Below are 17102 nucleotides of genomic sequence, written 5' to 3'. Positions count from 1 at the left end.
GTGGAATTAACGCGTTCCGTAGACCACGATGGTTTTACCGTGGGCGGAGATCAGGTTCTGATCTTCCAGCATTTTCAGAATACGGCCCACTGTTTCACGGGAGCAGCCGACGATCTGGCCGATCTCCTGACGGGTAATTTTAATCTGCATGCCGTCAGGGTGGGTCATCGCATCAGGTTGTTTTGCCAGGTTAAGCAGAGTCTGCGCGATACGACCGGTAACGTCCAGGAAGGCGAGGTTACCCACTTTCTCAGATGTAACCTGCAGACGGCGAGCCATCTGGGAAGAAAGACGCATCAGGATATCAGGGTTAACCTGAATCAACTGACGGAATTTCTTGTAAGAAATTTCAGCCACTTCACATGCTGTCTTTGCACGAACCCAGGCACTACGTTCCTGGCCTTCTTCAAACAGGCCCAGTTCACCGATGAAATCGCCCTGGTTCAGATAAGAAAGGATCATCTCTTTCCCTTCTTCATCTTTGATCAGCACTGCCACCGAGCCTTTTACGATGTAATACAACGTTTCCGCTTTTTCACCCTGGTGAATCAGCGTGCTCTTCGATGGGTACTTATGAATGTGGCAATGAGACAAGAACCATTCGAGAGTCGGGTCTGTTTGCGGTTTGCCAAGCACCATGCGCTGTTATCCTCTGTTATAAGCTGTCACCAGAGTCATCAGATGCATCCGGACTCTGGGGTTGCAATCGAATTCTTACCCATACCCTGGGAAGTCGGCTATCGTAACGTTTCGCAGCCAGTAAAGTTTGATGTCCTCTGCATACATGTGTAACGTCAATGTATTACTGTAGCATCCTGAGTGTTTTAGCATAGCTTTCGCCGCGTGTCTCCTGGTGTCTCGCTTCAGCATGATGCAGGTCGCCTTCCATTGCGAGAAATGTAACGCACGCGTAATCTGTCACCAAAAATGCAACGTTGGAGTTAATGAATATGCAAGCGCGCGTGAAATGGGTTGAAGGTTTAACGTTCCTGGGCGAGTCCGCTTCAGGGCACCAGGTTTTGATGGATGGTAACTCCGGCGATAAAGCACCAAGCCCGATGGAGATGGTATTGATGGCTGCCGGTGGATGCAGCGCGATTGATGTGGTCTCGATTCTGCAAAAAGGCCGTCATGATGTAACGGATTGCGAAGTTAAACTCACGTCGGAACGCCGTGAAGAGGCACCACGCCTGTTCACCCATATTAACCTGCACTTTGTAGTCACCGGTAAAGAACTGAAAGACGCGGCCGTTTCACGCGCGGTGGACCTGTCTGCGGAGAAATACTGCTCTGTGGCGTTAATGCTGGAGAAAGCAGTAAAAATCACACATTCGTATGAAGTGATCGAGGCGTGATTGATGGGGCATCGTGCGTGTTGATGCCCTCACCCTAACCCTCTCCCACCGGGAGAGGGAATATGATCACGCGATCTGCTTCCCTTCCATCAACCGCTGTACCAGCGGCGTCATGATGAGCTCCATCGCCAGCCCCATTTTTCCGCCCGGCACCACTAATGTATTCATGTGCGAAATAAACGAGCCCTGCAGCATGGCCAGCAGCCAGGGGTAATCAATGCCTTCGAGGTTGCGGAAATGGATCACCACAAAGCTCTCATCCAGCGACGGGATGCTTTTGGCCGCGAATGGGTTGGAGGTGTCGACTGTCGGTACTCGCTGGAAGTTAATATGGGTACGGGAGAATTGTGGCGTCAGGAAGTTGATGTAATCCTCCATGGAGCGCACCACGGAGTCCATGACCGCTTCTCGTGAATGGCCGCGCTCGCTCATGTCACGCGTCAGCTTCTGGATCCACTCCAGGTTAACGATCGGTACCACGCCAACCAGCAGATCCACATGGCGCGCCACGTCGTGATGGGGAGTTACCACGCCGCCATGCAGCCCTTCATAAAACAGCACGTCAGTGGGTTCCGGCAGGGGTTGCCAGGGGGTAAAGGTACCCGGCACCTGGTTCCATGGCACGGCTTCATCGTAAGTATGCAGATACTTGCGGGATTGCCCTGTGCCGCTCTTGCCATATTCGACGAAGGTTTGCTCCAGCAGGCCGAAGTCATTGGCTTCCGGGCCAAAGTAGCTGATGTGTTTACCCAGATCGCGCGCTTTACGGATGGCCATGTCCATCTCCGGGCGCGTATAGCGGTGAAAGCTGTCGCCTTCGACCTCCGCCGCACGGAGATTCAGCTGGGCGAAAATCTTGCGAAATGCGAGGCTGGTGGTGGTGGTTCCCGCACCACTCGACCCCGTAACGGCAATAACCGGATGTCTGGCAGACATAGCAACTCCCTGACTGGAAAGGTTTAAAGATCAGCCGTGAAACGCGTTGCGGGGCATGATATTGACCGTCTCATGCAGTTCTGACCATACCAGCACCACGTCGCCGCTTTTGAGCTGGCGCTTTACATCGTTGACCTTTTGCTCGAGCGAGCGTTCTTGTTCACCATAATCTGTGCCTTCGCGTAATACAAAGCTTTCAATCAGATTATCGAGCGTTTCGGGAGCCAGATCCTGCCAGGGAATGATCATTTTGCACCGTCCAGATACGGGGTTAACCAGTCAGGAATACGCGTCTCAAGCCACATTTTCGGGCGACGCAGTGTGCCACCGATAAACCCGACGTGGCCGCCATGCTCCGTCAACTGATAGTGAACGTTGTCGGGCAGGAATTCCTGAGCGGGAATCGAATGATGATCCATAAACGGGTCATCTTTGGCATGAATGATCAGCGTCGGCTGCGTAATCTTGCTGAGCAGCGGCATGGCGCTGCACTGACGATAGTAGTCAATCGCGTCGGCAAAGCCGTGGATTTTTGCGGTGATCAGATCGTCGAACTCGCGAATGCGACGCACCTTTTTTAACTGACGCAGACTTATCGGAAGCGTCTCCGGGTAGGCTTTCAGTTTGCGCGCCGCGTTTGCTTTCAGCAGGTTAAGCAGGTAGCGCTGATAGACGCGGGAAAAACCTTTATCCATATGGTAGCTACACTGCTCCAGCATAAATGGTGCAGAGACAATGACGGCGGCATCCAGCGGGACGCTTTCGCCCTCTTTGGCCAGCAGACAAGCCAGCATATTCCCGCCCAACGAGTAGCCCACGGCTGCCGTTGGCACGGTGCCATAGTTTTCCCGCAGCCAGTGTAAAAACCACGTACCGTCCTCGGTTTCACCCGAGTGATAAATGCGTTTCTGGCGATTTGGCTCGCCGCTACAGCCGCGAAAATGCATCACCACACCGAGCCAGTCACGCGCTTTTGCCGCCTCAATTAACCCGTGTGCATACGGACTGTGCAGGCTGCCTTCCAGACCGTGAAAGACCACCAGACGCGGCTTATGGCGAGCCTGTTCCGGTTCCTCGCTCCAGGCGAGATCCAGAAAGTCTCCGTCCGGTAAATCCAGCCGTTGCCAGTGCGGGGTGAACTGAACCTTGCGACGGATAAGCCGTGGCAGCATGGTCTGCAGGTGGCGATTGGACACGCCGCGCATGGGCACGAACTCAGCGCTCTCTTCAGTAGCTATGTCGAAGTCTGATGGAATGATTTGGGTCATAACGATGCGATGCTAATTCTTGTCAGTTATTTACTATAATCGCTTCCAGCTGTTCCTGAGCGTCCAGCCACGCCATCTCGCACTCTTCGAGGCTGGATTTCGTTTTGGCCTGAGTTTGCAGACAGTCAGTCAGCTCAGCTTTGCGGCTCTGGTCATACAGACCGCTATCGCCCAGCTTCTCTTCAACGGTAGCGAGTGTCGCATTAAGTTTTTCCATCTCTTTTTCGAGACGGGCGATCTCTTTGCGTAGCGGCTGTGTCTGGGTGCGAAGTTCCGCGTCGCGGCGCTTTTGGTCTTTACGCGCCTGCGCGCTGTTGGCGTTCTCTTTCGCGGACTCTTCCGGCTGGTTTTCCAGCTTCTGCACGTCGGTCAGCCACTGCTGGTAGTCTTCCAGGTCACCGTCGAATGGTTCAACTTTGCCGTCATGCACTAAGTAGAGATCGTCCGTGGTGGAGCGGATCAGGTGGCGATCGTGCGAGACGACAACCAGCGCGCCTTCAAACTCAATCAGCGCTTCAGTTAGCGCCTGACGCATATCGAGATCCAGGTGGTTAGTCGGTTCATCAAGAAGCAGCAGGTTCGGACGTTGCCAGACGATCAGTGCCAGCACCAGACGGGCCTTTTCGCCACCGGAGAAGCGCTCGGTGTTTTCGGTGACTTTATCACCCTGGAAGCCAAAACCGCCGAGGTAGTCACGTAGCTTCTGCTCCATCTCCTGCGGCGCCAGACGCGCGAGGTGCTGAATCGGGGACTCATCCGCGCGCAAAAATTCCAGCTGATGCTGGGCGAAGTAACCCAGCTTAATGCCCTTCGCGAGGCCGATTTCACCGCTGACCGGGTTAAGCTCGCCCGCCAGCAGTTTGATCAACGTTGATTTACCTGCACCGTTGCGTCCCAGCAGGCCAATGCGCGAACCCGGCACCAGGTTGAGCTTGATGGAGTCGAGAATAGTGCGTTCGCCGTAGCCCGCGCTGACTTTTTCCATCTTCAGCAGTGGGTTTGGCAGGCTTTCCGGCGCGCGGAAGCTGAAGTGGAACGGGTTATCCACGTGCGCCGGGGCAATCATCTCCATGCGTTCCAGCATTTTGATGCGGCTCTGGGCCTGTTTCGCTTTTGACGCTTTGGCCTTGAAGCGATCCACAAAGCTTTGCAGATGCGCCACGCGCTGCTGCTGGCTTTCATACATGGACTGCTGCTGGGCAAGACGCGTCGCGCGCTGGCGCTCGAAGGAGCTGTAGTTGCCGGTGTACTCGAACATCGTTTGCTGTTCGATATGAATGATTTTATCCACCACCGGGTCGAGAAAGTCACGGTCGTGGGAGATCAGAATCAGAGTGCCCTGATAGCTCTTGAGCCACTTCTCCAGCCAAATAACCGCATCGAGATCCAGGTGGTTCGTCGGTTCATCGAGCAACAACAGATCGGAGCGGCAGATCAGCGCCTGCGCCAGGTTGAGGCGCATACGCCAGCCGCCCGAGAAGTCGCTGACCGGGCGTTCCAGCTGTTCATTGCTGAAGCCCAGGCCGTGCAGCAGGCTGGAGGCGCGGGAGCGAATGGTCCATGCATCGATGGCGTCCAGCTTGCCGTGAACGGTGGCGATGGCGTGACCGTCGTTGCGCTCGTTAGCGGCGTTAAGTTCCGCTTCCAGCTTACGGTATTCACGGTCACCGTCGATAACATAGTCGAGAGCCGGTTCGCTCAGGGCGGGCGTCTCCTGGTTCACCCAAGCGAGCTGCCAGTTCCCCGGGAAGGTAAAGTTACCGCCATCCGCGCTAATCTCGTTTTTCAGCAGCGCCAGCAGAGTGGATTTACCACAGCCGTTTTTGCCGACCAGACCCACTTTTTGGCCAGGGTTGATGGTTGCAGTGGCGTTATCCAGCAGGACGCGCACGCCGCGACGAATTTGTAACGAGGAGAAAACAATCATAGAAGCGCCGTATGTTCCGACTATGTTAATTTGTCATTATGATAATGTAAGGTGTGGGCTATTTTCCGCACCGGGCCGCCATGGTAGCCCAAAACAACGACGATACACAAAAACAGAAACAAGACCGGGAGGGGAATGATGTCTCAGACAGCAAAAGTGCTGCTGCTGTATGCCCATCCGGAATCTCAGGACTCGGTGGCAAACCGGGTGCTGCTTAAGCCGGCCACACAGCTCAGTAACGTGACGGTGCACGATCTTTACGCGCACTATCCTGATTTCTTTATTGATATCCCTTACGAGCAGGAACTGCTGCGTCAGCACGACGTCATTGTGTTCCAGCATCCGCTTTATACCTACAGCTGCCCGGCGCTGCTAAAAGAGTGGCTGGACCGCGTGCTGAGCAGGGGATTCTCCAGTGGGGTAGGGGGCAACCAACTGGCGGGAAAGTACTGGCGTAGCGTTATTACTACCGGTGAACCGGAAAGCGCATACCGTTATGACGGGCTGAACCGCTATCCGATGAGTGACATCCTGCGTCCATTCGAACTGACGGCAGCGATGTGTCGTATGCACTGGATGAGCCCGATTATTATCTACTGGGCACGTCGTCAGGATCCGAAAGAACTGGCAAGCCACGCCAGAGCGTATGGTGAATGGCTGGCGTCACCGATTCCGGCAGGAGGACGTTAATGGAAGGATCGAATCTGCTCCTTGCCGGAGTGCTGTTTTTATTTGCGGCCGTCGTCGCGGTTCCGCTGGCTGCACGTATTGGAATAGGTGCAGTGCTGGGCTATCTGCTGGCAGGGATCGCGATTGGCCCCTGGGGACTCGGATTCATCAGCGATGTGGATGAAATTCTCCATTTCTCCGAGCTGGGCGTGGTGTTCCTGATGTTCATCATCGGCCTTGAGCTGAACCCCTCTAAATTGTGGCAACTCAGACGCTCTATCTTCGGTGTGGGTGCTGCGCAGGTGCTGTTCAGCGCCGCGATTCTGGGTGGCCTGTTAATGCTGACCAACTTCTCCTGGCAGGCGGCGGTGATCGGTGGGATAGGTCTTGCGATGTCGTCGACGGCAATGGCGCTTCAGTTAATGCGCGACAAAGGGATGAACCGCAACGAAGCAGGGCAACTGGGTTTTTCGGTGCTGCTGTTTCAGGATCTGGCGGTGATCCCCGCGCTGGCACTGGTGCCGCTATTGGCAGGCTCTGGCGACGATCACTTTGACTGGGCAAAAATCGCCATGAAGGTGCTGGCCTTCGCCGGTATGCTGATTGGCGGACGTTTCCTGTTACGCCCTGTATTCCGCTTTATTGCCGCGTCGGGCGTACGGGAGGTGTTCACCGCTGCGACGCTGCTGCTGGTGCTGGGGTCAGCGTTGTTTATGGATGCGCTGGGGCTGTCGATGGCGCTCGGGACCTTTATCGCCGGGGTGCTCCTGGCGGAAAGTGAATACCGTCACGAGCTGGAAATTGCCATCGATCCCTTCAAAGGGCTGCTGTTAGGGTTGTTCTTTATTTCGGTGGGTATGGCACTGAATCTGGGCGTTCTTTATACCCATCTGCTGTGGGTGGTGGTGAGCGTTGCCATCCTGGTGGCAGTGAAAACACTGGTGCTCTACGTCATGGCGCGCATTTATGGCTTGCGCAGTTCGGAACGCATGCAGTTTGCCAGCGTATTAAGCCAGGGGGGCGAGTTTGCGTTTGTACTGTTTTCTACCGCCTCCTCCCAGAAGCTGTTTAAAGACGATCAGATGGCACTTCTGCTGGTGACGGTCACGCTGTCCATGATGACCACGCCGCTGCTGATGAAGCTGGTGGATAAACTTTTGTCACGCCGCCTGAACCCGACGGACGATGAAGACGAAGCGCCGTGGGTGGAAGACGATAAGCCGCAGGTGATTGTGGTGGGCTTTGGCCGTTTCGGACAGGTTATCGGACGTTTGCTGATGGCGAACAAAATGCGCATTACGGTGCTGGAGCGTGATATCAGCGCGGTTAATCTGATGCGCAAATATGGCTACAAGGTTTACTACGGCGATGCGACCCAGCTTGAGCTGCTGCGTTCGGCTGGGGCGGAAGCGGCAGAGTCCATCGTGATTACCTGTAACGATCCGGAAGACACGATGAAGCTGGTGGAGCTGTGTCAGCAGCATTTCCCGCATCTGCATATTCTGGCGCGTGCGCGGGGACGTGTTGAAGCTCACGAACTGTTGCAGGCGGGTGTGAAACACTTCTCCCGTGAGACGTTCTCCAGTGCGCTGGAGCTGGGACGCAAGGCGTTGATCTCGCTCGGTATGCATCCACATCAGGCGCAGCGTGCGCAAATGCACTTCCGCCGGCTGGATATGCGAATGCTGCGTGAGCTGATGCCGGTACATACGGATACCGCGCAGATCTCACGCGTGCGGGAAGCGCGTCGCGAGCTGGAGGAGATTTTCCAGCGAGAGATGCAACTGGAACGACGCCAGCTTGATGGCTGGGATGAATTTGAATAAAGGGTAACGAAAGATGGCTGTACGTAAACGCTTTATTGCGGGTGCAAAATGCCCGACCTGCCAGGCGCAAGATACTCTGGCGATGTGGCGGGAAAATAATATTGATGTTGTTGAGTGTGTTAAGTGCGGTCACCAGATGCGTGAGGCTGATAAAGAGGCCCGCGATCACGTTCGCAAAGAAGAGCAAGTGATCGGGATTTTTCATCCGGACTAGCGATATGTCCTGAGTTTTTTTAAGCTAAAGGGTACACAGGTGCAGATTTCCGCTACAATCTGCGCCAGCAATTTTCCCACGCTCAGGAGATATCATGAAAGTAGCAAAAGACCTGGTGGTCAGCCTGGCCTATCAGGTACGTACAGAAGACGGTGTGTTGGTTGATGAGTCTCCGGTGAGTGCGCCGCTTGACTACCTGCATGGTCACGGTTCCCTGATTTCCGGCCTGGAAAACGCGCTGGAAGGTCATGAAGTTGGCGACAAATTTGATGTTGCTGTAGGCGCGAACGATGCTTACGGTCAGTATGATGACAACCTGGTTCAGCGCGTTCCTAAAGACGTGTTCATGGGCGTTGACGAACTGCAGGTTGGCATGCGCTTCCTGGCGGAAACCGACCAGGGTCCGGTTCCTGTCGAAATCACTGAAGTGGAAGACGACCACGTTGTGGTTGACGGTAACCACATGCTGGCTGGTCAGAACCTGAAGTTCAACGTAGAAGTTGTTGCGATCCGTGAAGCAACCGAAGAAGAGCTGGCTCATGGCCACGTTCACGGTGCGCACGGTCACGACCATGACCACGATCACGGCCACGACGGCTGCTGTGGTGGTCACGGCCACGATCACGACCATGGTCACGACCACGGTAAAGGTGGTTGCGGTAACGGTGGCTGCGGTTGCCACTAATTCCGCCATGCGGAAAATAAAAAAGCGGGATTATCCCGCTTTTTTTACGCCTCAATAATGAGGTGGTGGCGTCTCTTCTGACTGAGAGGCAATATTCGACGGCTGCGTGGCCTTCAGCTTTTCTGTCAGCAGGCGCATATGATCCCGCAGTTTTGCCATTTCGAGTTCATGTGCAGTCACGGTCTGGTTTAGCTCTTCGATGGTGATGTCCTGAAAAGCCAGGCGGCTTTCCAGCTCAGCCATTCTCGCTTCTATTGTTGTATCCTTCATCATTCACCTCGTTTATTTCAGATTCACCATAATGGCCCAGCGGCGGCGCAGTTTAACTGAGTTTATCCTGAAGTACAGTCTGCATCCCTTTGGCAGGAAACTTATTTAAACAAAAATAGTCTGAAAAGTGGCGAGAATTGGAAGTGTCTGTCTGTAGATTTCTTCCGCAACGTTTTATAGTACGTAACTCATTTACGTTTAACGCTGGGGTGAGAGTCCCCAGGCCCTGGAGATATGGATGAAATCACTGTTTAAAGTAACGCTGCTGGCGACGACGATGGCTGTTGCGCTGAACGCGCCACTGTCATTCGCTGCTGATACTGCTGCGAAGCCTGCTGCCACTGCAGACAGCAAAGCGGCGTTCAAAAATGACGACCAGAAATCTGCCTACGCACTCGGCGCATCTCTGGGTCGTTACATGGAAAACTCTCTGAAAGAACAAGAGAAACTGGGCATCAAACTGGATAAAGCTCAGCTGATCGCGGGTGTTCAGGACGCATTTGCTGATAAGAGCAAGCTGTCTGACCAGGAGATCGAACAGACTCTGCAGGCGTTCGAAGCGCGTGTGAAAGGTGCCGCTCAGACTAAGATGGACGCGGACGCTAAAGAAAACGAAGCCAAAGGCAAAGCCTATCGCGATACCTTTGCTAAAGAGAAAGGTGTGAAAACCTCCTCTACTGGCCTGGTGTACAAAGTTGAGAAAGAAGGCACCGGCGATGCACCTAAAGACAGCGACACTGTAGTCGTGAACTACAAAGGTACGCTGATCGACGGTAAAGAGTTCGATAACTCTTACACCCGCGGTGAGCCGCTCTCCTTCCGTCTGGATGGTGTGATCCCTGGCTGGACTGAGGGCCTGAAAAACATCAAGAAAGGCGGCAAGATCAAGATGGTTATCCCACCAGATCTGGCGTACGGCAAAACTGGCGTCCCGGGTATCCCTGCAAACTCTACACTGGTCTTTGACGTAGAGCTGCTGGATATCAAACCGGCACCGAAAGCGGACGCTAAAGCAGACGCACCGGCTGACGATAAAGCCGCTTCTGCTAAGAAGTAATCCTGAAAATAAACCGCCGCCTTTAAGGCGGCGGTTTTTTTATTATGGGGCAGATATAATTAACACTGGAAAGCGTTATACCCGCTGTATTAATTTAGTTGTCCGTGTAGATAATGAGCCTGCCCTGAAAACCTAACGACAGGCTCCTGAAAAGGAGTGTTTTTTTCATGTCCAGGTCGCTTTTAACCAACGAAACCAGTGAACTTGATTTGCTGGATCAACGTCCTTTTGACCAGACCGACTTCGATATTCTGAAATCGTATGAAGCGGTGGTGGACGGGTTAGCGATGCTCATTGGCTCCCACTGCGAAATCGTATTGCACTCCCTGCAAGATCTGAAGTGTTCCGCCATCCGCATTGCTAATGGTGAGCATACTGGCCGTAAAATTGGTTCGCCAATCACCGACCTTGCATTGCGTATGTTGCATGACATGACCGGCGCGGACAGCAGCGTCTCCAAATGCTATTTCACCCGCGCCAAAAGTGGCGTGCTGATGAAATCAGAAACCATCGCGATTCGAAACCGCGAGCATCGTGTGATTGGATTGCTGTGCATCAACATGAACCTTGATGTGCCATTCTCGCAAATCATGAGCACCTTTATTCCACCAGAAACGCCAGATGTTGGCTCTTCCGTTAACTTTGCCTCTTCTGTTGAAGATCTTGTGACTCAGACGCTTGAGTTCACCATTGAAGAGGTGAACGCCGACCGCAACGTATCGAACAACGCCAAGAATCGCCAGATAGTGCTGAATCTCTATGAGAAAGGGATTTTTGATATTAAAGACGCCATCAACCAGGTTGCCGATCGTCTGAATATCTCCAAGCACACGGTTTACCTCTATATTCGCCAGTTCAAGAGCGGTGATTTCCTGGGGCAAGACAAGTAATGCGTTTTGCGTTAATGGTGACAGGCCCGGCGTACGGTACTCAGCAGGCCAGCAGTGCGTTGCAGTTTGCGCATGCGCTACTGGCGGCCGGACATGAACTGGCGAGCGTCTTCTTTTATCGGGAAGGGGTATATAACGCGAACCAGTTTACGTCACCGGCGAGTGATGAGTTTGATCTGGTGCGCGCATGGCAGGCATTAAACGAAAAGCAGGGCGTAGAACTGCATATCTGCGTGGCGGCGGCCCTGCGCCGCGGCGTGACTGATGCAACCGAAGCTGAGCGCCTGGGTTTATCGGGTTCTAACTTGCAGCCCGGTTTTTCGTTGAGTGGTCTGGGTGCACTGGCACAGGCAGCATTAACCTGCGACAGAGTGGTGCAATTCTGATGAAGCGTATCGCGTTTGTTTTTTCTTCAGCGCCGCACGGTAGTGCGTCTGGCAGAGAAGGGCTGGATGCGTTGCTCGCGACATCAGCATTGAGCGAAGATATTGGCGTCTTTTTTTTGGGAGATGGGGTGTTCCAGCTTCTGGCGGGGCAACAGCCGCAAACCATTCTGGCGCGCGATTACATCGCGACGTTCAAAGTGTTACCGCTGTACGATATAGAAACGTTCTATGTCTGTGCCGACTCTCTGGCCGCGCGTGGTTTAAACGAGGCAACGCCTTTCGTGCTGGATGTGACGTGCTTGTCTTCCACCGCACTGCGCGAGCACCTTTCCCACTACGACACCGTTCTGACTTTCTGAGGCTGCCATGCTCCATACTCTGAGCCATTCACCGTGGCAATGTGATATCGACGCGTTACTGAGTATGCTGCGCGAAGGTGATGACCTGCTGCTGATTCAGGATGGCGTACTTGCCGCACTGGAAGGCAGTCGTTTCGTTGAAATTCTCACGAATGCCCCCATAACAGTCTTTGCGCTGAAAGACGATCTGGATGCGCGGGGTCTTTCTGGTCAAATTTCAGCCAAAATTGACGTGGTTGGCTATACTGATTTCGTCAATCTTACTGTGAAGCATGCCAGTCAAATGAACTGGTGATTTGAGATCGCTGTATATTTCTTGACACCTTTTCGACGTAGCCCTAAAATTTCGCGTCCTCATATTGTATGAGGTCGATTTATTACGTGTTTACGAAGCAAAAGCTAAAACCAGGAGCTATTTAATGGCAACAGTTAACCAGCTGGTACGCAAACCACGTGCACGCAAAGTTGCGAAAAGCAACGTGCCTGCGCTGGAAGCCTGCCCGCAGAAACGTGGCGTATGTACTCGTGTATATACCACCACTCCTAAAAAACCAAACTCCGCACTGCGTAAAGTATGCCGTGTGCGTTTGACTAACGGTTTCGAAGTGACTTCCTACATCGGTGGTGAAGGTCACAATCTGCAGGAACACTCCGTGATCCTGATCCGTGGCGGTCGTGTTAAAGACCTTCCGGGTGTTCGTTACCACACCGTTCGTGGTGCGCTGGACTGCTCAGGTGTTAAAGACCGTAAGCAGGCTCGCTCCAAGTACGGCGTGAAGCGTCCTAAGGCTTAATGGTTCTCCGTTAAGTAAGGCCAAACTGATTTATCTTAATGTCACACTAAACTCTTTGAGTTTTGGACAATCCTGAATTAACAACGGAGTATTCCCATGCCACGTCGTCGCGTCATTGGTCAGCGTAAAATTCTTCCAGATCCGAAATTCGGATCAGAACTGCTGGCAAAATTTGTAAATATCCTGATGGTAGATGGTAAAAAATCTACTGCAGAAGCAATCGTATACAGCGCGCTTGAGACCCTGGCTCAGCGTTCTGGTAAAAATGAACTGGAAGCTTTCGAAGTCGCTCTCGACAACGTTCGCCCGACTGTAGAAGTTAAGTCCCGCCGCGTTGGTGGTTCTACTTATCAGGTTCCAGTTGAAGTTCGTCCGGTTCGTCGTAATGCTCTGGCAATGCGTTGGATCGTTGAAGCTGCTCGTAAACGCGGTGATAAATCCATGGCTCTGCGTCTGGCGAACGAACTTTCTGATGCTGCAGACAACAAAGGTACTGCAGTTAAGAAACGTGAAGACGTTCACCGTATGGCAGAAGCCAACAAGGCGTTCGCACACTACCGTTGGTAATCCCTTCGGAGTATTAGTCACCAGGCGGGCGCTTCAGAGAAGCCGCCCGCTCTGGGTAACTTAACTGAACGCCTAAAGATATAACGAGGAATCAAATGGCTCGTACAACACCCATCGCACGCTACCGTAACATCGGTATCAGTGCGCACATCGACGCCGGTAAAACCACTACTACCGAACGTATTCTGTTCTACACCGGTGTAAACCATAAAATCGGTGAAGTTCATGACGGCGCTGCCACCATGGACTGGATGGAACAGGAGCAGGAGCGTGGTATTACTATCACCTCCGCAGCGACTACTGCATTCTGGTCAGGTATGGCTAAGCAGTACGAACCGCATCGCGTAAACATCATCGACACCCCAGGGCACGTTGACTTCACCATCGAAGTAGAACGTTCCATGCGTGTTCTTGACGGCGCGGTAATGGTTTATTGCGCAGTTGGTGGTGTTCAGCCACAGTCTGAAACCGTATGGCGTCAGGCGAACAAATATAAAGTTCCACGCATCGCGTTCGTTAACAAAATGGACCGTATGGGTGCTAACTTCCTGAAAGTTGTTGGTCAGATCAAAACCCGTCTGGGCGCGAACCCTGTTCCGCTGCAGCTGGCAATTGGTGCTGAAGAAGGTTTCACCGGCGTAATCGACCTGGTGAAAATGAAAGCCATCAACTGGAACGATGCAGACCAGGGCGTTACCTTCGAATACGAAGATATCCCGGCTGAAATGCAGGACCTGGCTGACGAATGGCACCAGAACCTGATCGAATCCGCTGCTGAAGCTTCTGAAGAGCTGATGGAGAAATACCTGGGTGGTGAAGAACTGACTGAAGAAGAGATCAAAAAAGCTCTGCGTCAGCGTGTTCTGAACAACGAAATCATCCTGGTAACCTGTGGTTCTGCGTTCAAGAACAAAGGTGTGCAGGCGATGCTGGATGCGGTAGTTGACTACCTGCCATCCCCGGTTGACGTTCCTGCGATCAACGGCATCCTGGACGACGGTAAAGATACTCCGGCTGAGCGTCACGCAAGCGACGAAGAGCCATTCTCTGCACTGGCGTTCAAAATTGCTACCGACCCATTCGTGGGTAACCTGACCTTCTTCCGCGTTTACTCTGGTGTGGTTAACTCCGGTGACACCATCCTGAACTCCGTGAAAGCGGCGCGTGAACGTTTTGGCCGTATCGTACAGATGCACGCTAACAAACGTGAAGAGATCAAAGAAGTTCGTGCGGGCGACATCGCTGCAGCTATCGGTCTGAAAGACGTGACCACTGGTGACACCCTGTGTGACCCAGATCACCCAATCATTCTGGAGCGTATGGAATTCCCTGAGCCGGTAATCTCCATCGCAGTTGAACCAAAAACCAAAGCTGACCAGGAAAAAATGGGTCTGGCTCTGGGCCGTCTGGCGAAAGAAGACCCATCATTCCGCGTATGGACTGATGAAGAATCTAACCAGACCATCATCGCTGGTATGGGTGAACTGCACCTGGACATCATCGTTGACCGTATGAAGCGTGAATTCAACGTTGAAGCGAACGTGGGTAAACCTCAGGTTGCTTACCGCGAAGCGATTCGCGCGAAAGTTACCGATGTTGAAGGTAAACACGCTAAGCAGTCTGGTGGTCGCGGTCAGTACGGTCACGTTGTGATCGACATGTACCCACTGGAGCCGGGCTCTAACCCGAAAGGTTACGAGTTCATCAACGACATCAAAGGTGGTGTAATTCCTGGTGAATACATCCCAGCCGTTGATAAAGGCATCCAGGAACAGCTGAAAGCGGGCCCTCTGGCTGGCTATCCGGTTGTTGACATGGGTATCCGTCTGCACTTCGGTTCTTACCACGACGTTGACTCCTCTGAACTGGCGTTTAAACTGGCTGCGTCTATTGCCTTTAAAGAAGGCTTTAAGAAAGCAAAACCAGTTCTGCTTGAGCCAATCATGAAGGTTGAAGTAGAAACTCCTGAAGAGAACACCGGTGACGTTATCGGTGACTTGAGCCGTCGTCGCGGTATGCTGCGTGGTCAGGAATCCGAAGTAACTGGCGTTAAGATCCACGCTGAAGTTCCACTGTCTGAAATGTTCGGATATGCAACTCAGCTGCGTTCTCTGACCAAAGGTCGTGCATCATACACCATGGAATTCCTGAAGTATGATGATGCGCCTAACAACGTTGCTCAGGCCGTTATTGAAGCCCGTGGTAAGTAATCCACAGGATTAAAACCTAAGTCCCGTGCTCTCTCCAAAGGGGAGAGCACTATAGTAAGGAATATAGCCGTGTCTAAAGAAAAATTTGAACGTACAAAACCGCACGTTAACGTCGGTACTATCGGCCACGTTGACCATGGTAAAACAACGCTGACCGCTGCAATCACTACCGTTCTGGCAAAAACCTACGGTGGTTCTGCTCGCGCATTCGACCAGATCGATAACGCACCAGAAGAAAAAGCTCGTGGTATCACCATCAACACCTCTCACGTTGAGTACGACACCCCGACTCGCCACTACGCACACGTAGACTGCCCAGGCCACGCCGACTATGTTAAAAACATGATCACCGGTGCTGCGCAGATGGACGGCGCGATCCTGGTTGTTGCTGCGACTGACGGCCCAATGCCTCAGACCCGTGAGCACATCCTGCTGGGTCGTCAGGTAGGCGTTCCTTACATCATCGTGTTCCTGAACAAGTGCGACATGGTTGATGACGAAGAGCTGCTGGAACTGGTAGAGATGGAAGTTCGTGAACTGCTGTCTCAGTACGATTTCCCAGGTGACGATACCCCAATCGTTCGTGGTTCTGCTCTGAAAGCGCTGGAAGGCGAAGCTGAGTGGGAAGCGAAAATCATCGAACTGGCTGGCTTCCTGGATTCTTACATCCCAGAACCAGAGCGTGCGATTGACAAGCCATTCCTGCTGCCAATCGAAGACGTATTCTCCATCTCCGGTCGTGGTACCGTTGTTACCGGTCGTGTAGAGCGCGGTATCATCAAAGTTGGTGAAGAAGTTGAAATCGTTGGTATCAAAGAGACTGCGAAGTCTACCTGTACTGGCGTTGAAATGTTCCGCAAACTGCTGGACGAAGGCCGTGCTGGTGAGAACGTTGGTGTTCTGCTGCGTGGTATCAAACGTGAAGAAATCGAACGTGGTCAGGTTCTGGCGAAGCCAGGCTCAATCAAGCCACACACCAAGTTCGAATCTGAAGTGTACATTCTGTCCAAAGACGAAGGCGGCCGTCATACTCCGTTCTTCAAAGGCTACCGTCCACAGTTCTACTTCCGTACTACTGACGTGACCGGTACCATCGAACTGCCAGAAGGCGTAGAGATGGTAATGCCAGGCGACAACATCAAGATGGTTGTGACTCTGATCCACCCAATCGCGATGGACGACGGTCTGCGTTTCGCAATCCGTGAAGGCGGCCGTACCGTTGGCGCGGGCGTTGTTGCTAAAGTTCTGGGCTAATTAATTATCCCCGAATAAAAAAAGGACGCTTCGGCGTCCTTTTTTGTTTTCTGCCATTCATGCACTGTCACAAAATTTCGCATTTTTTGCCTGCTCCCGCCCCGTATTGTGGCGTTTGTGCTATTGTAATCATAACCATTCTCACTTACACTTTGCGCATAATTTGAACGGGAGTCTCTATGTACGTTTGTTTATGTAATGGTGTAAGCGACAAGAAAATACGTCAGGCCGTTCGTCAGTTTCAGCCTCAGTCATTCCAGCAGCTTCGCAAATTTGTTCCGGTGGGAAATCAATGCGGTAAATGTGTACGTGCTGCGCGAGAGATCATGCAGGATGAACTGATGCAGATCCCGGAATACAAAGAGATCGCGTAAGCGCCCATCTTTTTTTTGACATCCCTGTAGCCCGATCTACGCTTCAATGAGTGGAAGCGGA

The 17102-nt window shown here is 52.8% G+C and carries 21 protein-coding genes; 15 read left to right on the top strand and 6 right to left on the bottom strand.

The window, feature by feature from the left end; translation table 11 throughout:
- Positions 1-6 precede the first annotated feature (6 nt).
- Positions 7-639, bottom strand: coding sequence for a cAMP-activated global transcriptional regulator CRP (crp, locus tag AAHF05_RS20755; protein WP_000242758.1), 633 nt, complete (start codon positions 637-639; stop codon positions 7-9).
- 311 nt (positions 640-950) lie between these two features.
- Between crp and AAHF05_RS20750 the strand changes: the two genes are divergently transcribed.
- Positions 951-1355 carry an OsmC family protein gene (locus AAHF05_RS20750; protein ID WP_049007351.1) on the top strand — a complete coding sequence of 135 codons (405 nt, stop codon included), beginning with the start codon at positions 951-953 and terminating at the stop codon, positions 1353-1355.
- Positions 1356-1421: 66 nt separating this feature from the next.
- Here the strand turns inward: AAHF05_RS20750 and AAHF05_RS20745 are convergent, their stop codons facing one another.
- From AAHF05_RS20745 to AAHF05_RS20730, 4 genes are read right to left on the bottom strand one after another with little or no spacing between them, the layout of a single operon-like run.
- Entirely contained in the window at positions 1422-2291 is an 870-nt protein-coding gene (locus tag AAHF05_RS20745) for a phosphoribulokinase (protein WP_028018000.1), read from the bottom strand.
- A 30-nt stretch (positions 2292-2321) separates the two neighbouring features.
- Positions 2322-2540, bottom strand: coding sequence for a YheU family protein (locus AAHF05_RS20740; protein ID WP_008503016.1), 219 nt, complete (start codon positions 2538-2540; stop codon positions 2322-2324).
- Positions 2537-3559 carry a hydrolase gene (locus tag AAHF05_RS20735; protein ID WP_129324612.1) on the bottom strand — a complete coding sequence of 341 codons (1023 nt, stop codon included), beginning with the start codon at positions 3557-3559 and terminating at the stop codon, positions 2537-2539. The genes AAHF05_RS20740 and AAHF05_RS20735 overlap by 4 nt, the downstream gene beginning before the upstream one ends.
- 22 nt (positions 3560-3581) lie before the next feature.
- Positions 3582-5486: an ABC transporter ATP-binding protein gene (locus tag AAHF05_RS20730; RefSeq protein ID WP_028017998.1), complete on the bottom strand. Its 1905-nt coding sequence runs from the start codon at positions 5484-5486 to the stop codon at positions 3582-3584.
- A gap of 135 nt (positions 5487-5621) precedes the next feature.
- Here AAHF05_RS20730 and kefG point away from each other — a divergent pair, with 135 nt between their 5' ends.
- The 4 genes from kefG (at position 5622) to slyD (ending at position 8880) form a co-directional block, all read left to right on the top strand.
- Positions 5622-6176, top strand: coding sequence for a glutathione-regulated potassium-efflux system ancillary protein KefG (gene kefG, locus AAHF05_RS20725; RefSeq protein WP_065422678.1), 555 nt, complete (start codon positions 5622-5624; stop codon positions 6174-6176).
- Positions 6176-7981 (top strand): glutathione-regulated potassium-efflux system protein KefB, encoded by a 1806-nt coding sequence (gene kefB / locus AAHF05_RS20720; RefSeq protein WP_129324613.1) that lies wholly within the window; start codon positions 6176-6178, stop codon positions 7979-7981. Before kefG ends, kefB begins: the two co-directional genes overlap by 1 nt.
- Positions 7982-7994: 13 nt before the next feature.
- Positions 7995-8195 (top strand): YheV family putative zinc ribbon protein, encoded by a 201-nt coding sequence (locus tag AAHF05_RS20715; RefSeq protein WP_010436300.1) that lies wholly within the window; start codon positions 7995-7997, stop codon positions 8193-8195.
- 94 nt (positions 8196-8289) lie between these two features.
- Positions 8290-8880: a peptidylprolyl isomerase gene (gene slyD, locus AAHF05_RS20710; protein ID WP_014833521.1), complete on the top strand. Its 591-nt coding sequence runs from the start codon at positions 8290-8292 to the stop codon at positions 8878-8880.
- 51 nt (positions 8881-8931) lie between these two features.
- Here the strand turns inward: slyD and AAHF05_RS20705 are convergent, their stop codons facing one another.
- Positions 8932-9150 (bottom strand): protein SlyX, encoded by a 219-nt coding sequence (locus AAHF05_RS20705; protein WP_008503009.1) that lies wholly within the window; start codon positions 9148-9150, stop codon positions 8932-8934.
- Positions 9151-9388: 238 nt separating this feature from the next.
- Between AAHF05_RS20705 and fkpA the strand changes: the two genes are divergently transcribed.
- The 10 genes from fkpA (at position 9389) to bfd (ending at position 17041) form a co-directional block, all read left to right on the top strand.
- On the top strand, positions 9389-10207 hold the full coding sequence (fkpA, locus tag AAHF05_RS20700; protein WP_049007346.1) for an FKBP-type peptidyl-prolyl cis-trans isomerase: 819 nt from the start codon (positions 9389-9391) through the stop codon (positions 10205-10207).
- 167 nt (positions 10208-10374) lie between these two features.
- Complete coding sequence (locus AAHF05_RS20695) at positions 10375-11097, top strand: transcriptional regulator (protein ID WP_003861697.1); 723 nt, start codon at positions 10375-10377, stop codon at positions 11095-11097.
- The gene (gene tusD, locus AAHF05_RS20690) at positions 11097-11483 is read left to right on the top strand and encodes a sulfurtransferase complex subunit TusD (RefSeq protein WP_028017995.1); all 387 of its coding nucleotides are present in this window, start codon (positions 11097-11099) and stop codon (positions 11481-11483) included. Before AAHF05_RS20695 ends, tusD begins: the two co-directional genes overlap by 1 nt.
- Entirely contained in the window at positions 11483-11842 is a 360-nt protein-coding gene (gene tusC / locus AAHF05_RS20685) for a sulfurtransferase complex subunit TusC (protein WP_028017994.1), read from the top strand. Before tusD ends, tusC begins: the two co-directional genes overlap by 1 nt.
- A 7-nt stretch (positions 11843-11849) precedes the next feature.
- Positions 11850-12137: a sulfurtransferase complex subunit TusB gene (gene tusB, locus AAHF05_RS20680; protein ID WP_129324614.1), complete on the top strand. Its 288-nt coding sequence runs from the start codon at positions 11850-11852 to the stop codon at positions 12135-12137.
- Positions 12138-12261: 124 nt separating this feature from the next.
- Positions 12262-12636, top strand: coding sequence for a 30S ribosomal protein S12 (rpsL, locus tag AAHF05_RS20675; protein WP_000246815.1), 375 nt, complete (start codon positions 12262-12264; stop codon positions 12634-12636).
- 96 nt (positions 12637-12732) lie between these two features.
- Positions 12733-13203, top strand: coding sequence for a 30S ribosomal protein S7 (rpsG, locus tag AAHF05_RS20670; protein WP_004106370.1), 471 nt, complete (start codon positions 12733-12735; stop codon positions 13201-13203).
- Between the two features lie 95 nt (positions 13204-13298).
- Positions 13299-15413: an elongation factor G gene (fusA, locus tag AAHF05_RS20665; protein ID WP_114979380.1), complete on the top strand. Its 2115-nt coding sequence runs from the start codon at positions 13299-13301 to the stop codon at positions 15411-15413.
- Positions 15414-15482: 69 nt separating this feature from the next.
- Positions 15483-16667, top strand: a complete 1185-nt coding sequence (tuf, locus tag AAHF05_RS20660) for an elongation factor Tu (protein ID WP_023326212.1) — start codon at positions 15483-15485, stop codon at positions 16665-16667.
- Positions 16668-16846: 179 nt separating this feature from the next.
- Positions 16847-17041, top strand: coding sequence for a bacterioferritin-associated ferredoxin (bfd, locus tag AAHF05_RS20655; protein WP_008503493.1), 195 nt, complete (start codon positions 16847-16849; stop codon positions 17039-17041).
- The last annotated feature ends 61 nt before the right edge of the window (positions 17042-17102 follow it).

It is taken from the genome of Enterobacter adelaidei, from assembly GCF_041937165.1.
GTDB lineage: Bacteria > Pseudomonadota > Gammaproteobacteria > Enterobacterales > Enterobacteriaceae > Enterobacter > Enterobacter adelaidei.
This window is presented reverse-complemented; position numbering and strand designations above follow the sequence as displayed.